14 protein-coding genes and 1 pseudogene are annotated in these 15124 nt (G+C 72.4%); 10 read left to right on the top strand and 5 right to left on the bottom strand.

All coding sequences use genetic code 11. The annotated features are described in order from the left end of the window. The first annotated feature begins 373 nt into the window (after positions 1–373). The 5 genes from mihF (at position 374) to metK (ending at position 4411) form a co-directional block, all read left to right on the top strand. Positions 374–688 (top strand): integration host factor, actinobacterial type, encoded by a 315-nt coding sequence (mihF, locus tag A5700_RS23665; protein WP_003872557.1) that lies wholly within the window; start codon positions 374–376, stop codon positions 686–688. A gap of 88 nt (positions 689–776) precedes the next feature. Beyond that, positions 777–1448 carry a guanylate kinase gene (gene gmk, locus A5700_RS23660; protein ID WP_082960378.1) on the top strand — a complete coding sequence of 224 codons (672 nt, stop codon included), beginning with the start codon at positions 777–779 and terminating at the stop codon, positions 1446–1448. 66 nt (positions 1449–1514) lie between these two features. Then, complete coding sequence (gene rpoZ / locus A5700_RS23655; protein ID WP_068067161.1) at positions 1515–1841, top strand: DNA-directed RNA polymerase subunit omega; 327 nt, start codon at positions 1515–1517, stop codon at positions 1839–1841. Positions 1842–1856: 15 nt separating this feature from the next. Next, a complete protein-coding gene (gene coaBC, locus A5700_RS23650; RefSeq protein ID WP_068067163.1) occupies positions 1857–3107 on the top strand; it encodes a bifunctional phosphopantothenoylcysteine decarboxylase/phosphopantothenate--cysteine ligase CoaBC in 1251 nt (416 codons plus the stop codon). Positions 3108–3199: 92 nt separating this feature from the next. After that, positions 3200–4411 (top strand): methionine adenosyltransferase, encoded by a 1212-nt coding sequence (gene metK, locus A5700_RS23645; protein WP_068067340.1) that lies wholly within the window; start codon positions 3200–3202, stop codon positions 4409–4411. 1 nt (position 4412) lies between these two features. Here metK and A5700_RS23640 read toward each other — a convergent pair whose 3' ends face one another. The 4 genes and pseudogenes from A5700_RS23640 to A5700_RS23625 form a co-directional block, all read right to left on the bottom strand. After that, the gene (locus A5700_RS23640; RefSeq protein WP_068067170.1) at positions 4413–4976 is read right to left on the bottom strand and encodes a pyridoxamine 5'-phosphate oxidase family protein; all 564 of its coding nucleotides are present in this window, start codon (positions 4974–4976) and stop codon (positions 4413–4415) included. An 8-nt stretch (positions 4977–4984) separates the two neighbouring features. Continuing rightward, positions 4985–6481: an NAD(P)/FAD-dependent oxidoreductase gene (locus tag A5700_RS23635; protein WP_068067173.1), complete on the bottom strand. Its 1497-nt coding sequence runs from the start codon at positions 6479–6481 to the stop codon at positions 4985–4987. Between the two features lie 9 nt (positions 6482–6490). Beyond that, positions 6491–7457: pseudogene (locus A5700_RS23630) on the bottom strand (alpha/beta hydrolase). Positions 7458–7479: 22 nt separating this feature from the next. Then, positions 7480–8442 carry an alpha/beta hydrolase gene (locus tag A5700_RS23625; RefSeq protein WP_068067176.1) on the bottom strand — a complete coding sequence of 321 codons (963 nt, stop codon included), beginning with the start codon at positions 8440–8442 and terminating at the stop codon, positions 7480–7482. Here A5700_RS23625 and A5700_RS23620 point away from each other — a divergent pair. From A5700_RS23620 to A5700_RS23610, 3 genes are all read left to right on the top strand, one after another. Then, positions 8441–9163, top strand: a complete 723-nt coding sequence (locus A5700_RS23620) for a lysoplasmalogenase (RefSeq protein WP_068067178.1) — start codon at positions 8441–8443, stop codon at positions 9161–9163. The genes A5700_RS23625 and A5700_RS23620 overlap by 2 nt on opposite strands. A 134-nt stretch (positions 9164–9297) precedes the next feature. Further along, positions 9298–11241, top strand: coding sequence for a primosomal protein N' (locus tag A5700_RS23615; protein WP_068067342.1), 1944 nt, complete (start codon positions 9298–9300; stop codon positions 11239–11241). 125 nt (positions 11242–11366) lie between these two features. After that, positions 11367–11855: a MarR family winged helix-turn-helix transcriptional regulator gene (locus A5700_RS23610; RefSeq protein ID WP_068067184.1), complete on the top strand. Its 489-nt coding sequence runs from the start codon at positions 11367–11369 to the stop codon at positions 11853–11855. Positions 11856–11860: 5 nt separating this feature from the next. Here the strand turns inward: A5700_RS23610 and A5700_RS23605 are convergent, their stop codons facing one another. Further along, the gene (locus tag A5700_RS23605) at positions 11861–12658 is read right to left on the bottom strand and encodes a class I SAM-dependent methyltransferase (protein WP_068067185.1); all 798 of its coding nucleotides are present in this window, start codon (positions 12656–12658) and stop codon (positions 11861–11863) included. Positions 12659–12813: 155 nt separating this feature from the next. On the opposite strand from A5700_RS23605, the gene fmt reads away from it, so the two are divergent. Then, a complete protein-coding gene (fmt, locus tag A5700_RS23600; RefSeq protein WP_068067347.1) occupies positions 12814–13743 on the top strand; it encodes a methionyl-tRNA formyltransferase in 930 nt (309 codons plus the stop codon). Further along, positions 13740–15107, top strand: coding sequence for an RsmB/NOP family class I SAM-dependent RNA methyltransferase (locus tag A5700_RS23595; RefSeq protein ID WP_068067186.1), 1368 nt, complete (start codon positions 13740–13742; stop codon positions 15105–15107). The genes fmt and A5700_RS23595 overlap by 4 nt, the downstream gene beginning before the upstream one ends. The last annotated feature ends 17 nt before the right edge of the window (positions 15108–15124 follow it).

Raw genomic sequence — 15124 nt, 5'->3', positions numbered from 1 at the left:
AATGCGTGATCCGCCGCACCGGGCGCGCCGGGTTCGCGCCGGCGCCCCGCCGCGGCGGCCCGCCGCAACGCCTCCGGCGGCGCGCACTGCCCGCTCCGACACGGCATAACCGCTGTTCAGAGCCCTGTAAGCGGAATCCGCGACGGCCGGGTGAGGGGCCCTGCCGGTCGGTGCGCGGGGGTTCGCCGCGCCGGTTGGGGCGCCGCGCGTGACCGCGCCGCACCCCCGGTCATGCTGGGCGTTTGTCCCCGTAACCAGGGGGGCGGGTTAGATTTCGTCAGGAGGCCGCAGTACGGTCGTTCCCGCTGGCTGAAGTACCCGGCAGAGACACAAAGAGATCGATTGCGATTGATTGATCAGATACGGAGGAATCGTGGCCCTTCCCCAGTTGACCGACGAGCAGCGCGCGGCCGCGTTGGAGAAGGCGGCTGCCGCACGTCGAGCGCGCGCGGAGCTCAAGGACCGGCTGAAGCGCGGCGGCACCAACCTGAGCCAGGTGCTCAAGGACGCCGAGACCGACGAGGTCTTGGGCAAGATGAAGGTTTCGGCGCTGCTGGAGGCGTTGCCCAAGGTGGGCAAGGTCAAGGCGCAGGAGATCATGACCGAGCTGGAGATCGCCCCCACCCGCCGCCTGCGTGGCCTCGGTGATCGGCAGCGCAAGGCCCTGCTGGAAAAGTTCGGCTCCTAACCCGTCCGCCGACGATGCAGGCCGCCGCATGGCCTGACGAGGCGGACGATCGAGCCTGTCCTGCGGGCGTACCGACCGCGGGGCGCCGATGAGCGCTGGCGGGGGACCGGACACCGAGCACGGGGCACGTCCCGACCGATCAGGTCAGGGACGGGTGGTCGTGCTGTCCGGTCCCTCCGCGGTCGGTAAATCGACCGTGGTTCGCTGCCTGCGCGAGCGCATCCCGGACCTGCACTTCTCCGTCTCGGCCACGACGCGCGCGCCCCGGCCCGGCGAGGTGGACGGCGTCGACTACCACTTCGTCAGCCCCGGGCAATTTCAGCAGCTCATCGACGAGGGCGCGCTGCTCGAGTGGGCCGAGATCCACGGCGGCCTGCAGCGGTCCGGCACCCTGGCCGAGCCGGTCCGGGCCGCCACCGCCGGCGGCTTCCCCGTCCTCATCGAGGTCGACCTGGCCGGGGCCCGGGCGGTCAAGCGGGCGATGCCCGAGGCCCTGACCGTGTTCCTGGCGCCGCCCAGCTGGGACGACCTGCAGGCCAGGCTGATCGGCCGCGGCACCGAAACCCCGGAGGCGATCGAGCGCCGGCTCGAGACCGCCCGCATCGAAATGGCCGCTCAGGACGACTTCGACCGCGTGGTGGTCAACAGTCGATTGGAGTCTGCCTGCGCCGAATTGGTATCCTTGCTGGTGGGAACTGCGCCGAGCCCGCACCACCAGGCCGGTCAGGCCACCCGGCAGACCCCATCCGAGCACGAGTGAACACCGAGTTTCTTAGCGGCCCGCGCGCCGTTTCGGGGCTCTAGCCCGCCAAGGAGATTGACCTTCGTGAGTATTTCCCAGCCCGACGCGACGCTGTCCGCCGTCCCCGACCAGTTCGACCCGGCCGCCGGCGGCCAGAGCGCCTACGACACGCCGTTGGGCATCACCAACCCGCCGATCGACGAGCTGCTGGACCGCGTGTCCAGCAAGTACGCCCTGGTGATCTACGCCGCCAAGCGGGCCCGCCAGATCAACGACTACTACAACCAGCTCGGCGAGGGCATCCTCGAGTACGTGGGCCCGCTGGTCGAGCCCGGCCTGCAGGAAAAGCCGCTGTCCATCGCGATGCGCGAGATCCACGCCGACCTGCTCGAGCACACCGAGGGCGAGTAATAGGCCGGGCGCGCTGTGGACCGTAAACGGGTCGTCGTCGGGGTAGCCGGCGGTATCGCCGCCTACAAGGCGTGCACCGTCGTCCGTCAGCTCTCCGAGGCCGGCCACTCGGTCCGCGTCATCCCCACCGAATCGGCGCTGCGTTTCGTCGGCGCCGCGACCTTCGAGGCGCTCTCCGGCCAGCCCGTGCGCACCGGGGTCTTCGACGACGTCCCCGAGGTGCCGCACGTCCAGCTCGGCAAGCAGGCCGACCTGGTCGTCGTTGCCCCGGCCACCGCGGACCTGCTGGCCCGCGCCGTGGCCGGCCGCGCCGATGACCTGCTGACCGCGACCCTGCTGACCGCCCGGTGCCCGGTGCTGTTCGCGCCGGCCATGCACACCGAGATGTGGCTGCACCCTGCGACCGTGGACAACGTCGCCACGCTGCGCCGCCGCGGCGCGGTGGTCCTCGAGCCCGCCGCGGGGCGGCTCACCGGCTCGGACAGCGGGTCGGGGCGGCTGCCCGAGGCCGAGGAGATCACCACCCTGGCCGAGCTGCTGCTGGAGCGCCACGACGCGCTGCCCTACGACCTGGCCGGCTGCCGGGTGCTGGTCACCGCCGGCGGCACCCGCGAACCCATCGACCCGGTGCGCTTCGTCGGCAACCGCAGCTCGGGCAAGCAGGGTTACGCCGTCGCGCGGGTGGCCGCCCAGCGCGGCGCCCAGGTCACCCTGATCGCCGGCCACACCGCCGGGCTGGTCGACCCCGCCGGTGTCGACGTCGTGCACGTCAGCTCCGCCGAACAGCTCGGCAACGCGGTGTCCAAGCACGCGCCCGAGGCCGACGTGCTGGTGATGGCCGCCGCGGTCGCCGACTTCCGGCCCGCCCACGTTGCCGCCGCCAAGATTAAAAAAAGCCCGGACGCCTCCGACGCGGCCCCGACGATCGACCTGATCCGCAACGACGACGTGCTGGCCGGCGTGGTGCGCTCCCGCGCGCACGGCGAGCTGCCCAACATGCACGCCATCGTGGGGTTCGCCGCCGAGACCGGTGACGCCGCCGGCGACGTGCTGTTTCACGCCCGCGCCAAATTGCGCAGGAAGGGCTGCGACCTGCTGGTCGTCAACGCCGTCGGCGAGGGCCGCGCGTTCGAGGTGGACAGCAACGACGGCTGGTTGCTGGCGTCCGACGGGACCGAGGCGGCGCTGCAGCACGGCTCCAAGACGCTGATGGCCAGTCGTATCGTGGATGCGATCGCCGCGTTCCTGCACGGCGGCACCGCATAGGACGTCCGTCGCCCCGGCACCGGGACGGGTGCCGGGCGCCCGCCGCAGACCGATATAATTCGGCTTACTAACTAATTGGAAGGATTGTGATTGTGAGCGAAAAGGGTCGCCTGTTTACCAGCGAGTCGGTGACCGAGGGGCATCCGGACAAGATCTGTGACGCGATCAGCGACTCGGTCCTCGACGCGCTGCTGGCGGGGGACCCGCGTTCACGTGTGGCCGTCGAGACGGCCGTCACGACCGGTCAGGTGCACGTCATCGGTGAGGTCACCACGGCCGCCAAGGAGGCGTTCGCCGACATTCCCAACATCGTCCGGCAGCGGATCCTCGACATCGGCTACGACTCGTCCGACAAGGGTTTCGACGGCGAGACCGCCGGCGTCAACATCGGCATCGGCCGCCAGTCACCCGACATCGCGCAGGGCGTGGACACGGCGCACGAGACGCGTGTCGAGGGCGCCGCGGACCCGCTGGACTCCCAGGGCGCCGGCGACCAGGGCCTGATGTTCGGCTACGCGATCAGCGACACCCCGGAACTGATGCCGCTGCCGATCGCGCTGGCGCACCGGCTGGCGCGCAAGCTGACCGAGGTCCGCAAGAACGGCACGCTGCCCTACCTGCGCCCCGACGGCAAGACGCAGGTCACCATCGGGTACGAGGACAACGTCCCGGTGCGGCTGGACACCGTGGTGGTCTCCACGCAGCACGCCGACGGGATCGACCTGGAGAAGACGCTGGATCCCGACATCCGCAAGCACGTCCTGGAGACCGTCCTGACGGAATTGGCGCACGAGACGCTGGACTCGTCGTCCACTCGCGTCCTGATCAACCCGACCGGCAAGTTCGTCATCGGCGGCCCGCAGGGCGACGCCGGCCTGACCGGGCGCAAGATCATCGTCGACACCTACGGTGGCTGGGCCCGCCACGGCGGCGGCGCCTTCTCCGGCAAGGACCCGTCCAAGGTGGACCGCTCGGCGGCGTACGCGATGCGGTGGGTGGCCAAGAACATCGTCGCCGCCGGCCTGGCGGAGCGGGTAGAGGTGCAGGTGGCCTACGCCATCGGCAAGGCCGCCCCGGTCGGGCTGTTCATCGAGACGTTCGGCACCGCCACCGTCGACCCGGTCAAGATCGAGAAGATCGTGCCCGAGGTGTTCGACCTGCGGCCCGGCGCGATCGTGCGCGACCTGGACCTGCTGCGCCCGATCTACGCGCCGACCGCCGCGTACGGCCACTTCGGCCGCACCGACATCGAGCTGCCGTGGGAGCAGCTGAACAAGGTCGACGACCTCAAGCGCGCCATCTGAGCTAGCGCGGCGCCGGGTGGTCGGCGTCGAGGCCGGGCAGCCCGTCGATGCTGCGTTGGTTGCGCGCGACGGCGCCGGCCCACGTGCGGTCGGTGGCCTTGGCGTGCGCTTTGTCGAGCACCGGCCGCTCGTCGACGAGCTCGTAGTAGGGCACCGCGAAGCCGCAGGCGTCGGCGATGCGCTCGACGGCGATCACGATGACGCTGCGCACCCCGGCGTGCCGATCGCCGAAATGCGCTGCCAGGGAGGCGAACTCGACGTCGTCCGGGCGCACCACGCGCCCGGTGCCGAACAGCCGCAGGATCCGCGAGCTGCGGGTGAACGAGCAGAACATGACGGTGATCCGGCCGTTGTCGCGCAGGTGCGCGACAGTCTCGACGCCGCTGCCGAACAGGTCCAGATACGCGACGGTGTGGTCGTCGAGCACCGCGAAGGTATCGCCGTAACCCTTGGGCGACAGGTTGATCCGGCCACCTTCGGAAGGGGCGGTAGCCACGAAGAACACGGCCTGCTCGCCGATGAAGTCCCGCAGCGAATCGTCGAGGCGGTCGAATTCCTTGGCCACGCCGTCTCCTAGGCGGTGAATCGGTAGTCGTCGAGGTCGAAGCGGCGGCTGCGCCAGTAGGCCTCGAGCGTGGTGGTGGGTCGCAACGGCACGTCGCCGTTCTTGTCGAAGTAGTAGCTGTTGGCCAGCCGGCAGCTGTCCTGCCAGAAGATCTGGCGGTGCCGCTTGCGCATCATCTCGGCGAAGAACCGGTCGTTGGCCGCCGCGGTCACCTCGACGCGCGTCGCGCCGCCGCGCCGGGCGCGCGTGAGGCACCGGACGATGTGGTGCGTCTGCGTCTCGATCAGCGCGAAATACGAGGAGCCGACGTACCCATAGGGGCCCATGATGCTGAACATGTTGGGAAAGCCGGGGACGCTGACGCCCTCGTAGGCCTGCAACCGGTGGGAGTTCCAGAACTCGCTGAGCGTCGTGCCGCCGCTGCCCGTGATCGCGAACGTGGGCATGCTGTCGGGGTCCATCACCTTGAAGCCGGTGGCCAGGATCAGCACGTCGACCTCGTGGGCCGCGCCGTCGGTCGTCGCCACCGCCGAGGGCGTGATCTTGTCGATCGCCGTGGTGACCAGCCGCACGTTGTCCCGGTTGAAGGTGGCCAGGTAGCCGTTGTGGAAGCCGGGCCGTTTGCACCCCACCGCGTAGCGCGGCGTGAGCTGGTCGCGCACCGCCGGGTCGCGGACCTGCTGTCGCAGATACGCCCTGGCGGCCCCCTCCATGCGGTTGGCCAGCGGCAGCACCGTGAAGTAGTGCGCCGAGATCGGGAAGGTCACCTCCACGAAGGCCTGGCTGAGCAGCCGCTGCGCCCTCTTGGCGCCGGGGACCCGCATCGCCCAGCGCGCGGGCACCGGCAGTGGGACGTCGAACTTGGGGAAGCACCAGATCGGGGTGCGCTGAAAGACGGTGAGCTGGGCCACGATCGGCGCGATCTCCGGAATGACCTGCACGGCCGAGGCGCCGGTGCCGATGACGGCGACGCGCTTGCCGGTCAGGTCCTGGGCGTGGTCCCAGCGGGCGGTGTGCATGGTGAGGCCGGCGAACGAGTCCACGCCGTCGATGTCGGGCAGATTCGGCACCGTCAGCACGCCGCTGGCGCTGATCAGAAACCGGGCGGTCAGCTCGTCACCGCGGTCGGTCCGGACCCGCCACAGCGCGTGGTCGTCGTCGAACTCGGCGCCGATCACCTTGGTGTTGAACCGGATTCGCGAGCGGATGCCGTACTTGTCGACGCAGTGTTCGGCATACGCCTTCAGCTCGCGACCCTTGGCGTAGGTGCGCGACCAACGCGGGTTCTGCTCGAAGGAGAACTGGTAGGAGAACGACGGAATGTCCACGGCGATTCCGGGGTAGGTGTTCCAGTGCCACGTCCCGCCGACGCCGTCACCGGCCTCGATCACCAGGTAGTCGGTCATACCCGCTTTGTCGAGCTTGATCGCGGCCCCGATGCCGGAGAAGCCGGCGCCGACGATGACGACGTCGTGGTCCGGGCTCGCCGGCACGGGTGAGCTCATGGGGCCTCCCTAGGGGTGCAGCGCCTTACGCAACGCGACGAGGCCGCGTTCGGTGGCCTCCGCGGCGGCCGGAATGGCCAACGCGAAGCTGACATAGCCGTGAACCAGGATCGGCTCCCTGACCAGCTCGACCGGAACCCCTGCGGCGCTGAGCAATTCGGCATAGCGGGCCCCGTCGTCGCGCAGCGGGTCGTGTTCGGCGATGCCGATGTAGGCTGGTGGCAGCCCGGCGAAGTCGGCGGCGTTCGCCGGCGCCAGTGTCAGCGGCAGCACCGTCGGGTCGCTGATGTCGGTGTCGGGCAGATACCAGGACAGGAAGGCGTCGATGACGTCGCGGGTTCAACAGGGGCGCGTCGGCGTTCTCGGTGAAGGACGGCAGCGACAGGTCGGCGGCCGCCACCGGGTACCACAACAACTGGAACGCCAGGGCGGGGCCGCCGTTGTCGACGGCCAGGCGGGCCATCACCGCGGCCAGGTTGCCGCCGGCGGAGTCGCCGGCCACGGCGATCCGGCTGGGGTCGCCGCCCAGTTCGGCGGCGTGCTCGGCGACCCAGCGCAGCGCCGCCCAGCTGTCGTCGACCCCGGCCGGGAACGGGTGTTCGGGCGCCAGCCGGTAGCCGACGGACACCACGATGGCCTCGGCGCCGACGGCGTGCGCGCGGGCCACGGGGTCGTGGGTGTCCAAGTCGCCCAAGCAGAATCCGCCGCCGTGGTAGAAGACCACCACCGGCAACGGGTCGGCGGCGGTGTCGGTCGGCCAGTAGATGCGCACGGGAATGTCGCCTTGGTCGCCGTGCGCGACGGTGCGGTCCTCGGTGCGCAGCTGCGGCAGCAGCTCCGGCGGCACCTTGAGCAGCTTCAGCCGCGACCGGGCGGCCTGCACGCCGTCGGACGCCCGGAACGTCAGGGGGAAGGCGTCGAGAACCGCCTTCAACGCCGGGTCGATTGCGGGTCGCGTGGTGCTCGGCTCGCTCATGGATTCACCGTACGCGACGGCCTCAGCCGTGCAGGGCGGTTCGCAACGCGCCCATCGCGCGGTCGAGCGCGGCCGTGGCGGCCGGGACGACGCCCGCGTAGCCGAGGTAGCCGTGCACCAGCGTCTCGGCGTTGTGCACCTCGGTGGCGACGCCGGCGGCGGCCAGCAGCTGGCCGTAACGGATGCCGTCGTCGCGCAGCGGGTCGTACCCGGCGACGGCGATGTAGGCCGGCGCCAACCCGCTGAGGTCGTCGGCGCGGCCGGGCGCCATGCCCGGCGGCGGGTTGGACAGGTCGGCCTCGCCGGCGTACCAGCGCGAAAACTCCGCCACCGCTTCGACGTCCAGGATCGGCGCCGCCGCGTTCTCGGTGAACGACGGCAGCCGCGCGTCCCACATCGTGGAGGGGTACCAGAGCAGCTGGAAGGCGACCGGCGGTGCGCCGTTGTCACGGGCGCGCTGCGCCATCACCGCGGCCAGGGTGCCACCGGCCGAGTCGCCGGCCACCGCGAGCCGGTTCGGGTCCACCCCCAGCTCCTCGGCGTGCTCGACCACCCAAAGCGTTGCGGCCCATGCATCTTCGACGGCGGCGGGGTAGGGGTGCTCGGGCGCCAGCCGGTAGTCGACGGACACCACGACGGCATCCGCGCCGACCGCGTGCTGGCGAGCCGTGCCGTCGTGGGTGTCCAGGTCGCCCACCACGAAACCGCCGCCGTGGAAGAACATCACCACGGGCGCCGGTTCGTCGACGGAATGGGTTGCGGGCCAATAAATCCGGATGCCGACACCGCCCGCCGGGCCCGCGATGGTGCGGTCCTCGACCCGCAGTTCGGGGTGCAGCGGCCGACGCGGCAGGTCGCGGAACCGTTGCCGCGCGGCGTCGATGCCGTCCTCGGTCGATAGCCGGAAGGGAACCGCGTCCAGTACCTTCTGCAGGATGGGGTCGATCCCGGGCCGTTCGTCGGCGGTGTTGTCGAAGCTGGGCATGGAGGTACCGTACGCACCTCGCCTGGTGGCGGGCGGCTGGGTGCTGGCCGGCTGGCTGGCGCTGGGCTACGGCGTGTACCTGACGGTGCTGGCGCTGAACTCGGTACCGGGCACGGAGCTCACCGGGCACTGGGTGTTGCAGCCGGCGTTCAAGGCCTCGATGGCGCTGCTGTTGACGTTGGCCGCGGCGGGGCACGCCGACGTCCGCGAGCGCCGGTGGCTGATGCCCGCGCTGCTGTTATCGGCCGTCGGCGACTGGGCGCTGGCGATCCCGTGGTGGGCGCCGTCGTTCGTCGTGGGCCTGGCCGCATTCCTGTTGGCGCACTTGTGTTTTCTCGGCGCGCTGCTCCCGCTGCGCGCCCGTCCGTCGAAACCGCGGCTGGTCGCGGTGGTCTCGATGTGCGTGGTGGCCGCCGCGCAGTTGGTCTGGTTGTGGCCGCGGCTGGGCGCGCAACAGCCGGCGGTCACGGTCTACATCGGTGTGCTGACCGCCATGGTGTGCGCGGCCCTGTCGGCGCGGCTGCCCACGATCTGGACCGCGGTGGGCGCGGTGTGCTTCGCGGCGTCGGACTCGATGATCGCCATCGGCCGCTTCGTCCTGGGCAACGAGGCGCTGGCCGTGCCGGTTTGGTGGTCGTACGCCGCGGCGCAGATCCTGATCACCGCGGGATTCTTCTTCGGCCGCGGGCGCCCCGCGCCGGACGACCCCGCGGAGACCTGACTGTCGACGATCGCCGGTACGGTGTGCCCGGGCGGTGACACTGTGCACATCACTACGATTCGACTTCCGGCGGCGCCGTGACCGAGGTCGCGCGCACCCCCGTCGAGGTCGAGCCGATCGCCCGGGTCCTGCCCATGCTGTCGGTGCCGCACCTGGACCGGGAGTTCGACTACCTGGTGTCGGCCGAACAGTCCGACGACGCCCAGCCCGGGGTGCGGGTGCGGGTGCGGTTTCACGGCCGGCTGGTCGACGCCTTCGTGCTGGAACGCCGCAACGACACCGACCACGCGGGCAAGCTCGGCTGGTTGGACCGCGTGGTGTCGCCCGAGCCCGTGCTGACCCCCGAGATCCGGCGGCTGGTCGACGCGGTGGCCGCGCGCTACGCCGGGACCCGCCCCGACGTGCTGCGCTTGGCGGTGCCGGCCCGGCACGCCCGCGCCGAACGGGAGCCGGCCGCGTCCGGCCCGGTGCCCGTCCCGGCGCCCGTCGACCCGTCGGGCTGGCAGGCCTACGGCCGCGGCGGTCAGTTCCTGGCCGCCCTGGCCGAGTCGCGGGCCGCCCGGGCCGTCTGGCATGCGCTGCCCGGGGAGTCGTGGCCCGAGCGGCTGGCCGAGGCGGCCGCGCAGACCGTCCGGGCCGGCCGGTCGGCCCTGGCGATCGTGCCGGACCAGCGCGACCTGGACGCGCTGGGGCAGGCCGCGACCGGCCTGATCGACGAATCGGCGGTGGTGGCGCTGTCGGCGGGCCTGGGGCCCGCGGCCCGGTACCGGCGCTGGCTCGCCGCGCTGCGGGGCACCGCGCGGCTGGTCATCGGCACCCGCAGCGCGGTGTTCGCGCCGCTCGCCGACCTGGGGCTGGTCATGGTGTGGTCGGACGCCGACGACAGCCTCGCCGAGCCGCGGGCGCCCTACCCGCACGCCCGCGAGGTGGCGATGTTGCGCGCCCATCAGGCCCGGTGCGCGGCGCTGATCGGCGGCTACGCGCGCACGGCGGAGGCGCACGCGCTGGTGCGCAGCGGCTGGGCGCACGACGTCGTCGCGGCGCGGCCGGTGGTGCGCGCCCGCAGCCCGCGGGTGGTCGCCCTCGACGACACCGGTTACGCCGACGAACGGGACCCGGCCGCGCGGACCGCGCGCCTCCCGTCCGTCGCGCTGCGGGCGGCCCGAACGTCATTGCAGGCCGACGCGCCGGTGCTGGTGCAGGTGCCGCGCCGCGGGTACGTGCCGTCGCTGGCGTGCGCCCGCTGCCGCGCGATCGCCCGGTGCCGGCAGTGCACGGGCCCGCTGTCGCTGCAGGACGGCGGCCAGGCGCTGGTGTGCCGCTGGTGTGGGCGCCTCGACCCGACGCGGCGCTGCGCCCGGTGTGGCTCGGACGCGGTGCGCGCCGTCGTGGTCGGCGCCCGCCGCACCGCGGAGGAACTGGGCCGCGCGTTCCCCGGGACACCGGTGATCACGTCGTCGGGCGACGGGGTGGTGTCCGGGATCGGCGCCGGACCGGCCCTGGTGATCGCCACCCCGGGCGCGGAGCCGCGCGCGCCTGGCGGTTACGGGGCGGCGTTGCTGTTGGACACCTGGGCGCTGCTGGGCCGCCAGGACCTACGCGCCGCCGAGGACGCGTTGTGGCGCTGGATGAGCGCCGCCGCGCTGGTCCGCCCCCGCGGTGCCGGCGGCGTCGTGCTGGCGGTCGCCGACTCGACGATCCCGACGGTGCAGTCGCTGATCCGCTGGGACCCGGTCGGCCACGCCGAAGCCGAGTGGGCCGCGCGCGCCGAGCTGGGCCTGCCGCCCTGCGTGCATATGGCCGCCGTGGACGGCACACCTGCCGCGGTGCGCGAACTGCTCGAGGAGGCGCAGCTGCCTCCGGAGGCCGACCTGCTAGGCCCGGTGGACCTGCCGGCCGGCGTGCGCCGCCCGGCCGGGATAGCCGCCGACGCGCCGGTGACCCGGATGCTGGTGCGCGTCCCGCGGCCGCAGGGCCTGGCGCTGGCGGCCGCGCTGCGCCGGGGGATCGGCGTCGTCAGCGCGCGACAGACCGGCGAGCCCGCGCGCGTGCAGATCGATCCCCTGCACATCGGCTAGCTCAGCACCATAGCCGGGGGGCATTGTGCGCGTAGTCAACAATCACTGTCTACGATATTGGAAGGTTGCTACACTTTCTCTCTTCAGCCGCCGACAACCCGGACGCGATCGTCGAGGAGGGCCACATGGCAGCGGACAATCCGGCCACGGTCGACGAGTCACTGGACGTCATCACCGATTCCCTGTTGACGGCTTCCCGGTTGCTGATGGCGATGTCGGCGCGCTCCATCGGTCAGGTCGACGACACCATCACCATTCCGCAGTTCCGCACGCTGGTGATCCTGTCGAACCGGGGGCCGGTCAACCTGGCGACCCTGGCGGGTTTGCTCGGGGTGCAACCATCGGCGACCGGCCGGATGGTCGACCGTCTGGTGGCCGCCGGGCTGATCGACCGGTTACCGCACCCGACCTCGCGGCGCGAGCTGCTCGCCGCGCTCACGCCGCGCGGCCGCGAGGTGGTGCGGCAGGTCACCGCCCACCGGCGGGCCGAGATCGCCGGGATCGTGGAGAAGATGCCGCCCGCCGAACGCCACGGGCTGGTCCGCGCCCTGACGGCGTTCACCGCCGCCGGCGGCGAGCCCGACGTGCACCTCGACGCCGATTTCGACCTGTAGGCCGCTCAGCGTTTCTCGGCCGTCACCAACACGAACTCCCACTGCATGGCGCCGTCGACGAGGTACTCCTCGGCGAGTTCGACCAGCTGGGCGTCCAGCTCGTCGGCCAGCACCCGGTTGTGCCCGATGTTGGCGTAGGCCTCGATCGTCGGCCCGTAATTGCTCTTGAAGTAGCGGTGGACGGCCTCGGCGCTGGCGAACCGGTCGACGGTCAACAGGCCGAACGCGGCGCGGAATTCGCGCACGCGGTCACCGAACAAGGCGGCGACGTAGCCGGGGCGCCCCCACAACGTCGCGGGCGGCGTCGCCTGGGACAGGCTGGGCCGGTAGGGCCGGATGGTGGCGAGCATCCGGCCGAAGAAGCCGCCCGGCGTCCAGCTGATCACGGCGATGGTGCCACCCGGGCGGCAGACCCGGACCAGCTCGTCGGCGGCGCGCTGCTGGTCCGGGGCGAACTGCACCCCGATCGCCGAGACCACGATGTCGAACTCGCCGTTGCCGAACGGCAGCGCGTGGGCGTTGGCTTCGCGGTAGTCGAGGGTCAGGCCGCGGGCGTCGGCGCGGGCCTGCGACCTGGCCAACAGCTCGGGCGTCAGGTCGCTGGACACCACCTCGGCGCCCGCGGCGGCGGCCGGCAGCGAGATGTTGCCGGAACCGGCGGCGACGTCGAGCACCCGCGTGCCGGGGCCGATGCCGGCCGCCTCGACCAGAACCGGGCCGAGTGGCGCCATCACCTCCTCGGCCATCAGGGCGTAATCGCCCAGCGCCCACACCGTGCGGTTGGTAGCGGCGTCGATGGTCATCGAACCTCCTGGGGTGAAGTGGGGCCGGCTGCCGACATCGTCGTCATGGGCTGACGCCATAACAGTAAGTAGTAGCAACAATGTGTATAAGCAACAATATACACGCGCAAGACGGCATCGCCTGAGCGCCTTCGCCCGCTCCCTACACTGTGCCGGTGCGTCTTGTTTTCGCCGGCACCCCCGAACCCGCGCTCCCAGCGCTGCGTCGCCTCATCGAATCGCCGCGGCACGAGGTGATCGCGGTGCTGACCCGTCCCGACGCCGCCGCCGGCCGGCGCGGCAGGCCCGAGCCGTCGCCGGTGGCCCGCGAGGCGCTCGACCATGGCATCCCGCTGCTGCGGCCCGCGCGCCCCAACAGCGCGGAGTTCGTCGCCGAGCTGGCGGAGCTGGCGCCGGACTGTTGCGCGGTGGTCGCCTACGGCGCCCTGTTGCGGGACGGCCTGCTGGCGGTGCCGCCGCACGGGTGGATCAACCTGCACTTCTCCTTGCTGCCCGCGTGGCGGGGCGCGGCGCCGGTCCAGGCGGCGATCGCGGCGGGCGATTCCCTCACCGGCGCCACCACCTTCTTGATCGAACCGAGTTTGGATTCGGGGCCGGTCTACGGCGTGGTCACCGAGACCATCCGGCCCACCGACACCGCCGGGGACCTGCTGAACCGGCTGGCCGTCTCGGGCGCGGCGTTGCTGTCGACGACGCTCGACGGCATCGCCGACCAGACGCTGACGCCGCGGCCGCAGCCGACCGAGGGGGTCAGCGTGGCGCCGAAGATCACCGTCGAGGAGGCCAGGGTGCGTTGGGACCTGCCGGCGTTGGTGGTCGAGCGCCGCGTGCGGGCCGTCACGCCCAACCCGGGCGCGTGGACCATGATCGGTGACCTGCGCGTCAAGCTGGGGCCGGTGCACCTGGACGAGGCGCCGATCCCGTTGACGCCCGGCGCGATTCACGTCGGCCGCAACAGCGTGTGGGTTGGCACGGGATCGCAGCCCGTGCGGCTGGGCCACCTGCAGCCGCCCGGCAAGAGGCCGATGGACGCCACCGACTGGGCCCGCGGAGCCCGGCTGGACCCGCAGGCGCGGGCGTCGTGAGCGCGGCACCGCGCCGCCGGCGCCGGCCCCTCGACCCGGCGCGCGCCGCCGCGCTCGACGTGCTGCGCGCGGTGAGCGAGCGCGACGCCTACGCGAACCTGGCGTTGCCGGCGCTGCTGCGGGAGCGCGGCATCACCGGCCGCGACGCGGCGTTCGCCACCGAACTCACCTACGGGACCTGCCGCAGCCGCGGGCTGCTCGACGCGATCATCGGTGCGGCCGCCAAGCGCGCGCCGGAGGCGATCGACCCGAAGCTGCTCGACCTGCTGCGGCTCGGGGCCTATCAACTGCTGCGCACCCGCGTGGACGCGCATGCCGCCGTCTCCACCACCGTCGAGCAGGCGGGCATCGAATTCGATTCGGCCCGAGCGGGTTTCGTCAACGGGGTGCTGCGCACCATCTCGGGGCGGGACGAGGCGTCGTGGGTCGCCGAGCTCGCCCCCGACGCGGCGCGCGACCCGATCGGGCACGCCGCCTTCACGCGGGCCCATCCGCGCTGGGTCGCGCAGGCGTTCGCCGACGCGCTGGGCGCAGCCGCGGGCGAACTACCGGCGATCCTGGCCAGCGACGACGAGCGGCCGCAGGTCCACCTGGCGGCCCGCCCGACCGCCGTGAGCGCCGCCGAGCTGGCCGACGCGGTGGGGGGCACCGTCGGGCGGTATTCCCCGTACGCGGTGTACCTGCCCGGCGGGGACCCGGGGCAACTGACGCCGGTGCGCGACGGTGCCGCCCTGGTGCAGGACGAGGGCAGCCAGCTGGTCGCCCGGGCGTTGACGCTGGCCCCGGTCGACGCCGACGCGGGCCGGTGGCTCGACCTGTGCGCCGGACCGGGCGGCAAGACGGCGCTGCTGGCGGCGCTGGGCGTCGGCTCAGGGGCGCGCGTCACCGCGGTGGAGCCCGCCCCGCGCCGCGCCGACCTGGTGGCCGAGAACACCCGCGGGTTGCCGGTCGACGTCGTGCGGGTCGACGGTCGCGAGAGTGGGCTGGAGCCCGGCTTCGACCGGGTGCTCGTCGACGCCCCCTGCACGGGGCTGGGGGCGCTGCGCCGCCGGCCGGAGGCGCGGTGGCGGCGGCAGCCCAGCGACGTGCCGCCGCTGGCCAAGCTGCAACGCGAGCTGCTGGCCGCCGCGATCGCGCTGACCCGCCCGGGCGGTGTGGTGCTGTACGCCACCTGTTCGCCGCACCTGGCCGAGACCGTCGGCGTGGTCGCCGACGCGCTGCGCCGTCACCCGGTGTCCGCGCTGGACACCCGGCCGCTGTTCGACGGCGTCGACCGGCTGGGCGCCGGGCCGTACGTGCAGCTGTGGCCGCACCGCCACGGCACCGATGCGATGTTCGCCGCCGCGTTGCGCCGCGAGGCGTGAAGCCCTCATCGGGGCTC

It is taken from the genome of Mycobacterium sp. E1214, from assembly GCF_001666755.1.
In the GTDB taxonomy this organism is placed as follows: domain Bacteria; phylum Actinomycetota; class Actinomycetes; order Mycobacteriales; family Mycobacteriaceae; genus Mycobacterium.
Note: the sequence above shows the minus strand (reverse complement) of the source record. Positions and strands in the feature narration are given on the sequence as shown.

Excerpts from the sequence above, each read along its gene's own strand:
- gmk (WP_082960378.1), top strand. The coding sequence starts at position 777 with ATGAGCGCTGGCGGGGGACCGGACACCGAGCACGGGGCACGTCCCGAC.
- A5700_RS23635 (WP_068067173.1), bottom strand. The coding sequence starts at position 6,481 with ATGAGCTCACCCGTGCCGGCGAGCCCGGACCACGACGTCGTCATCGTC.
- A5700_RS23620 (WP_068067178.1), top strand. The coding sequence starts at position 8,441 with ATGGAGGTACCGTACGCACCTCGCCTGGTGGCGGGCGGCTGGGTGCTG.
- A5700_RS23625 (WP_068067176.1), bottom strand. The coding sequence starts at position 8,442 with ATGCCCAGCTTCGACAACACCGCCGACGAACGGCCCGGGATCGACCCC.
- A5700_RS23615 (WP_068067342.1), top strand. The coding sequence starts at position 9,298 with ATGCTGTCGGTGCCGCACCTGGACCGGGAGTTCGACTACCTGGTGTCG.
- A5700_RS23610 (WP_068067184.1), top strand. The coding sequence starts at position 11,367 with ATGGCAGCGGACAATCCGGCCACGGTCGACGAGTCACTGGACGTCATC.
- A5700_RS23605 (WP_068067185.1), bottom strand. The coding sequence starts at position 12,658 with ATGACCATCGACGCCGCTACCAACCGCACGGTGTGGGCGCTGGGCGAT.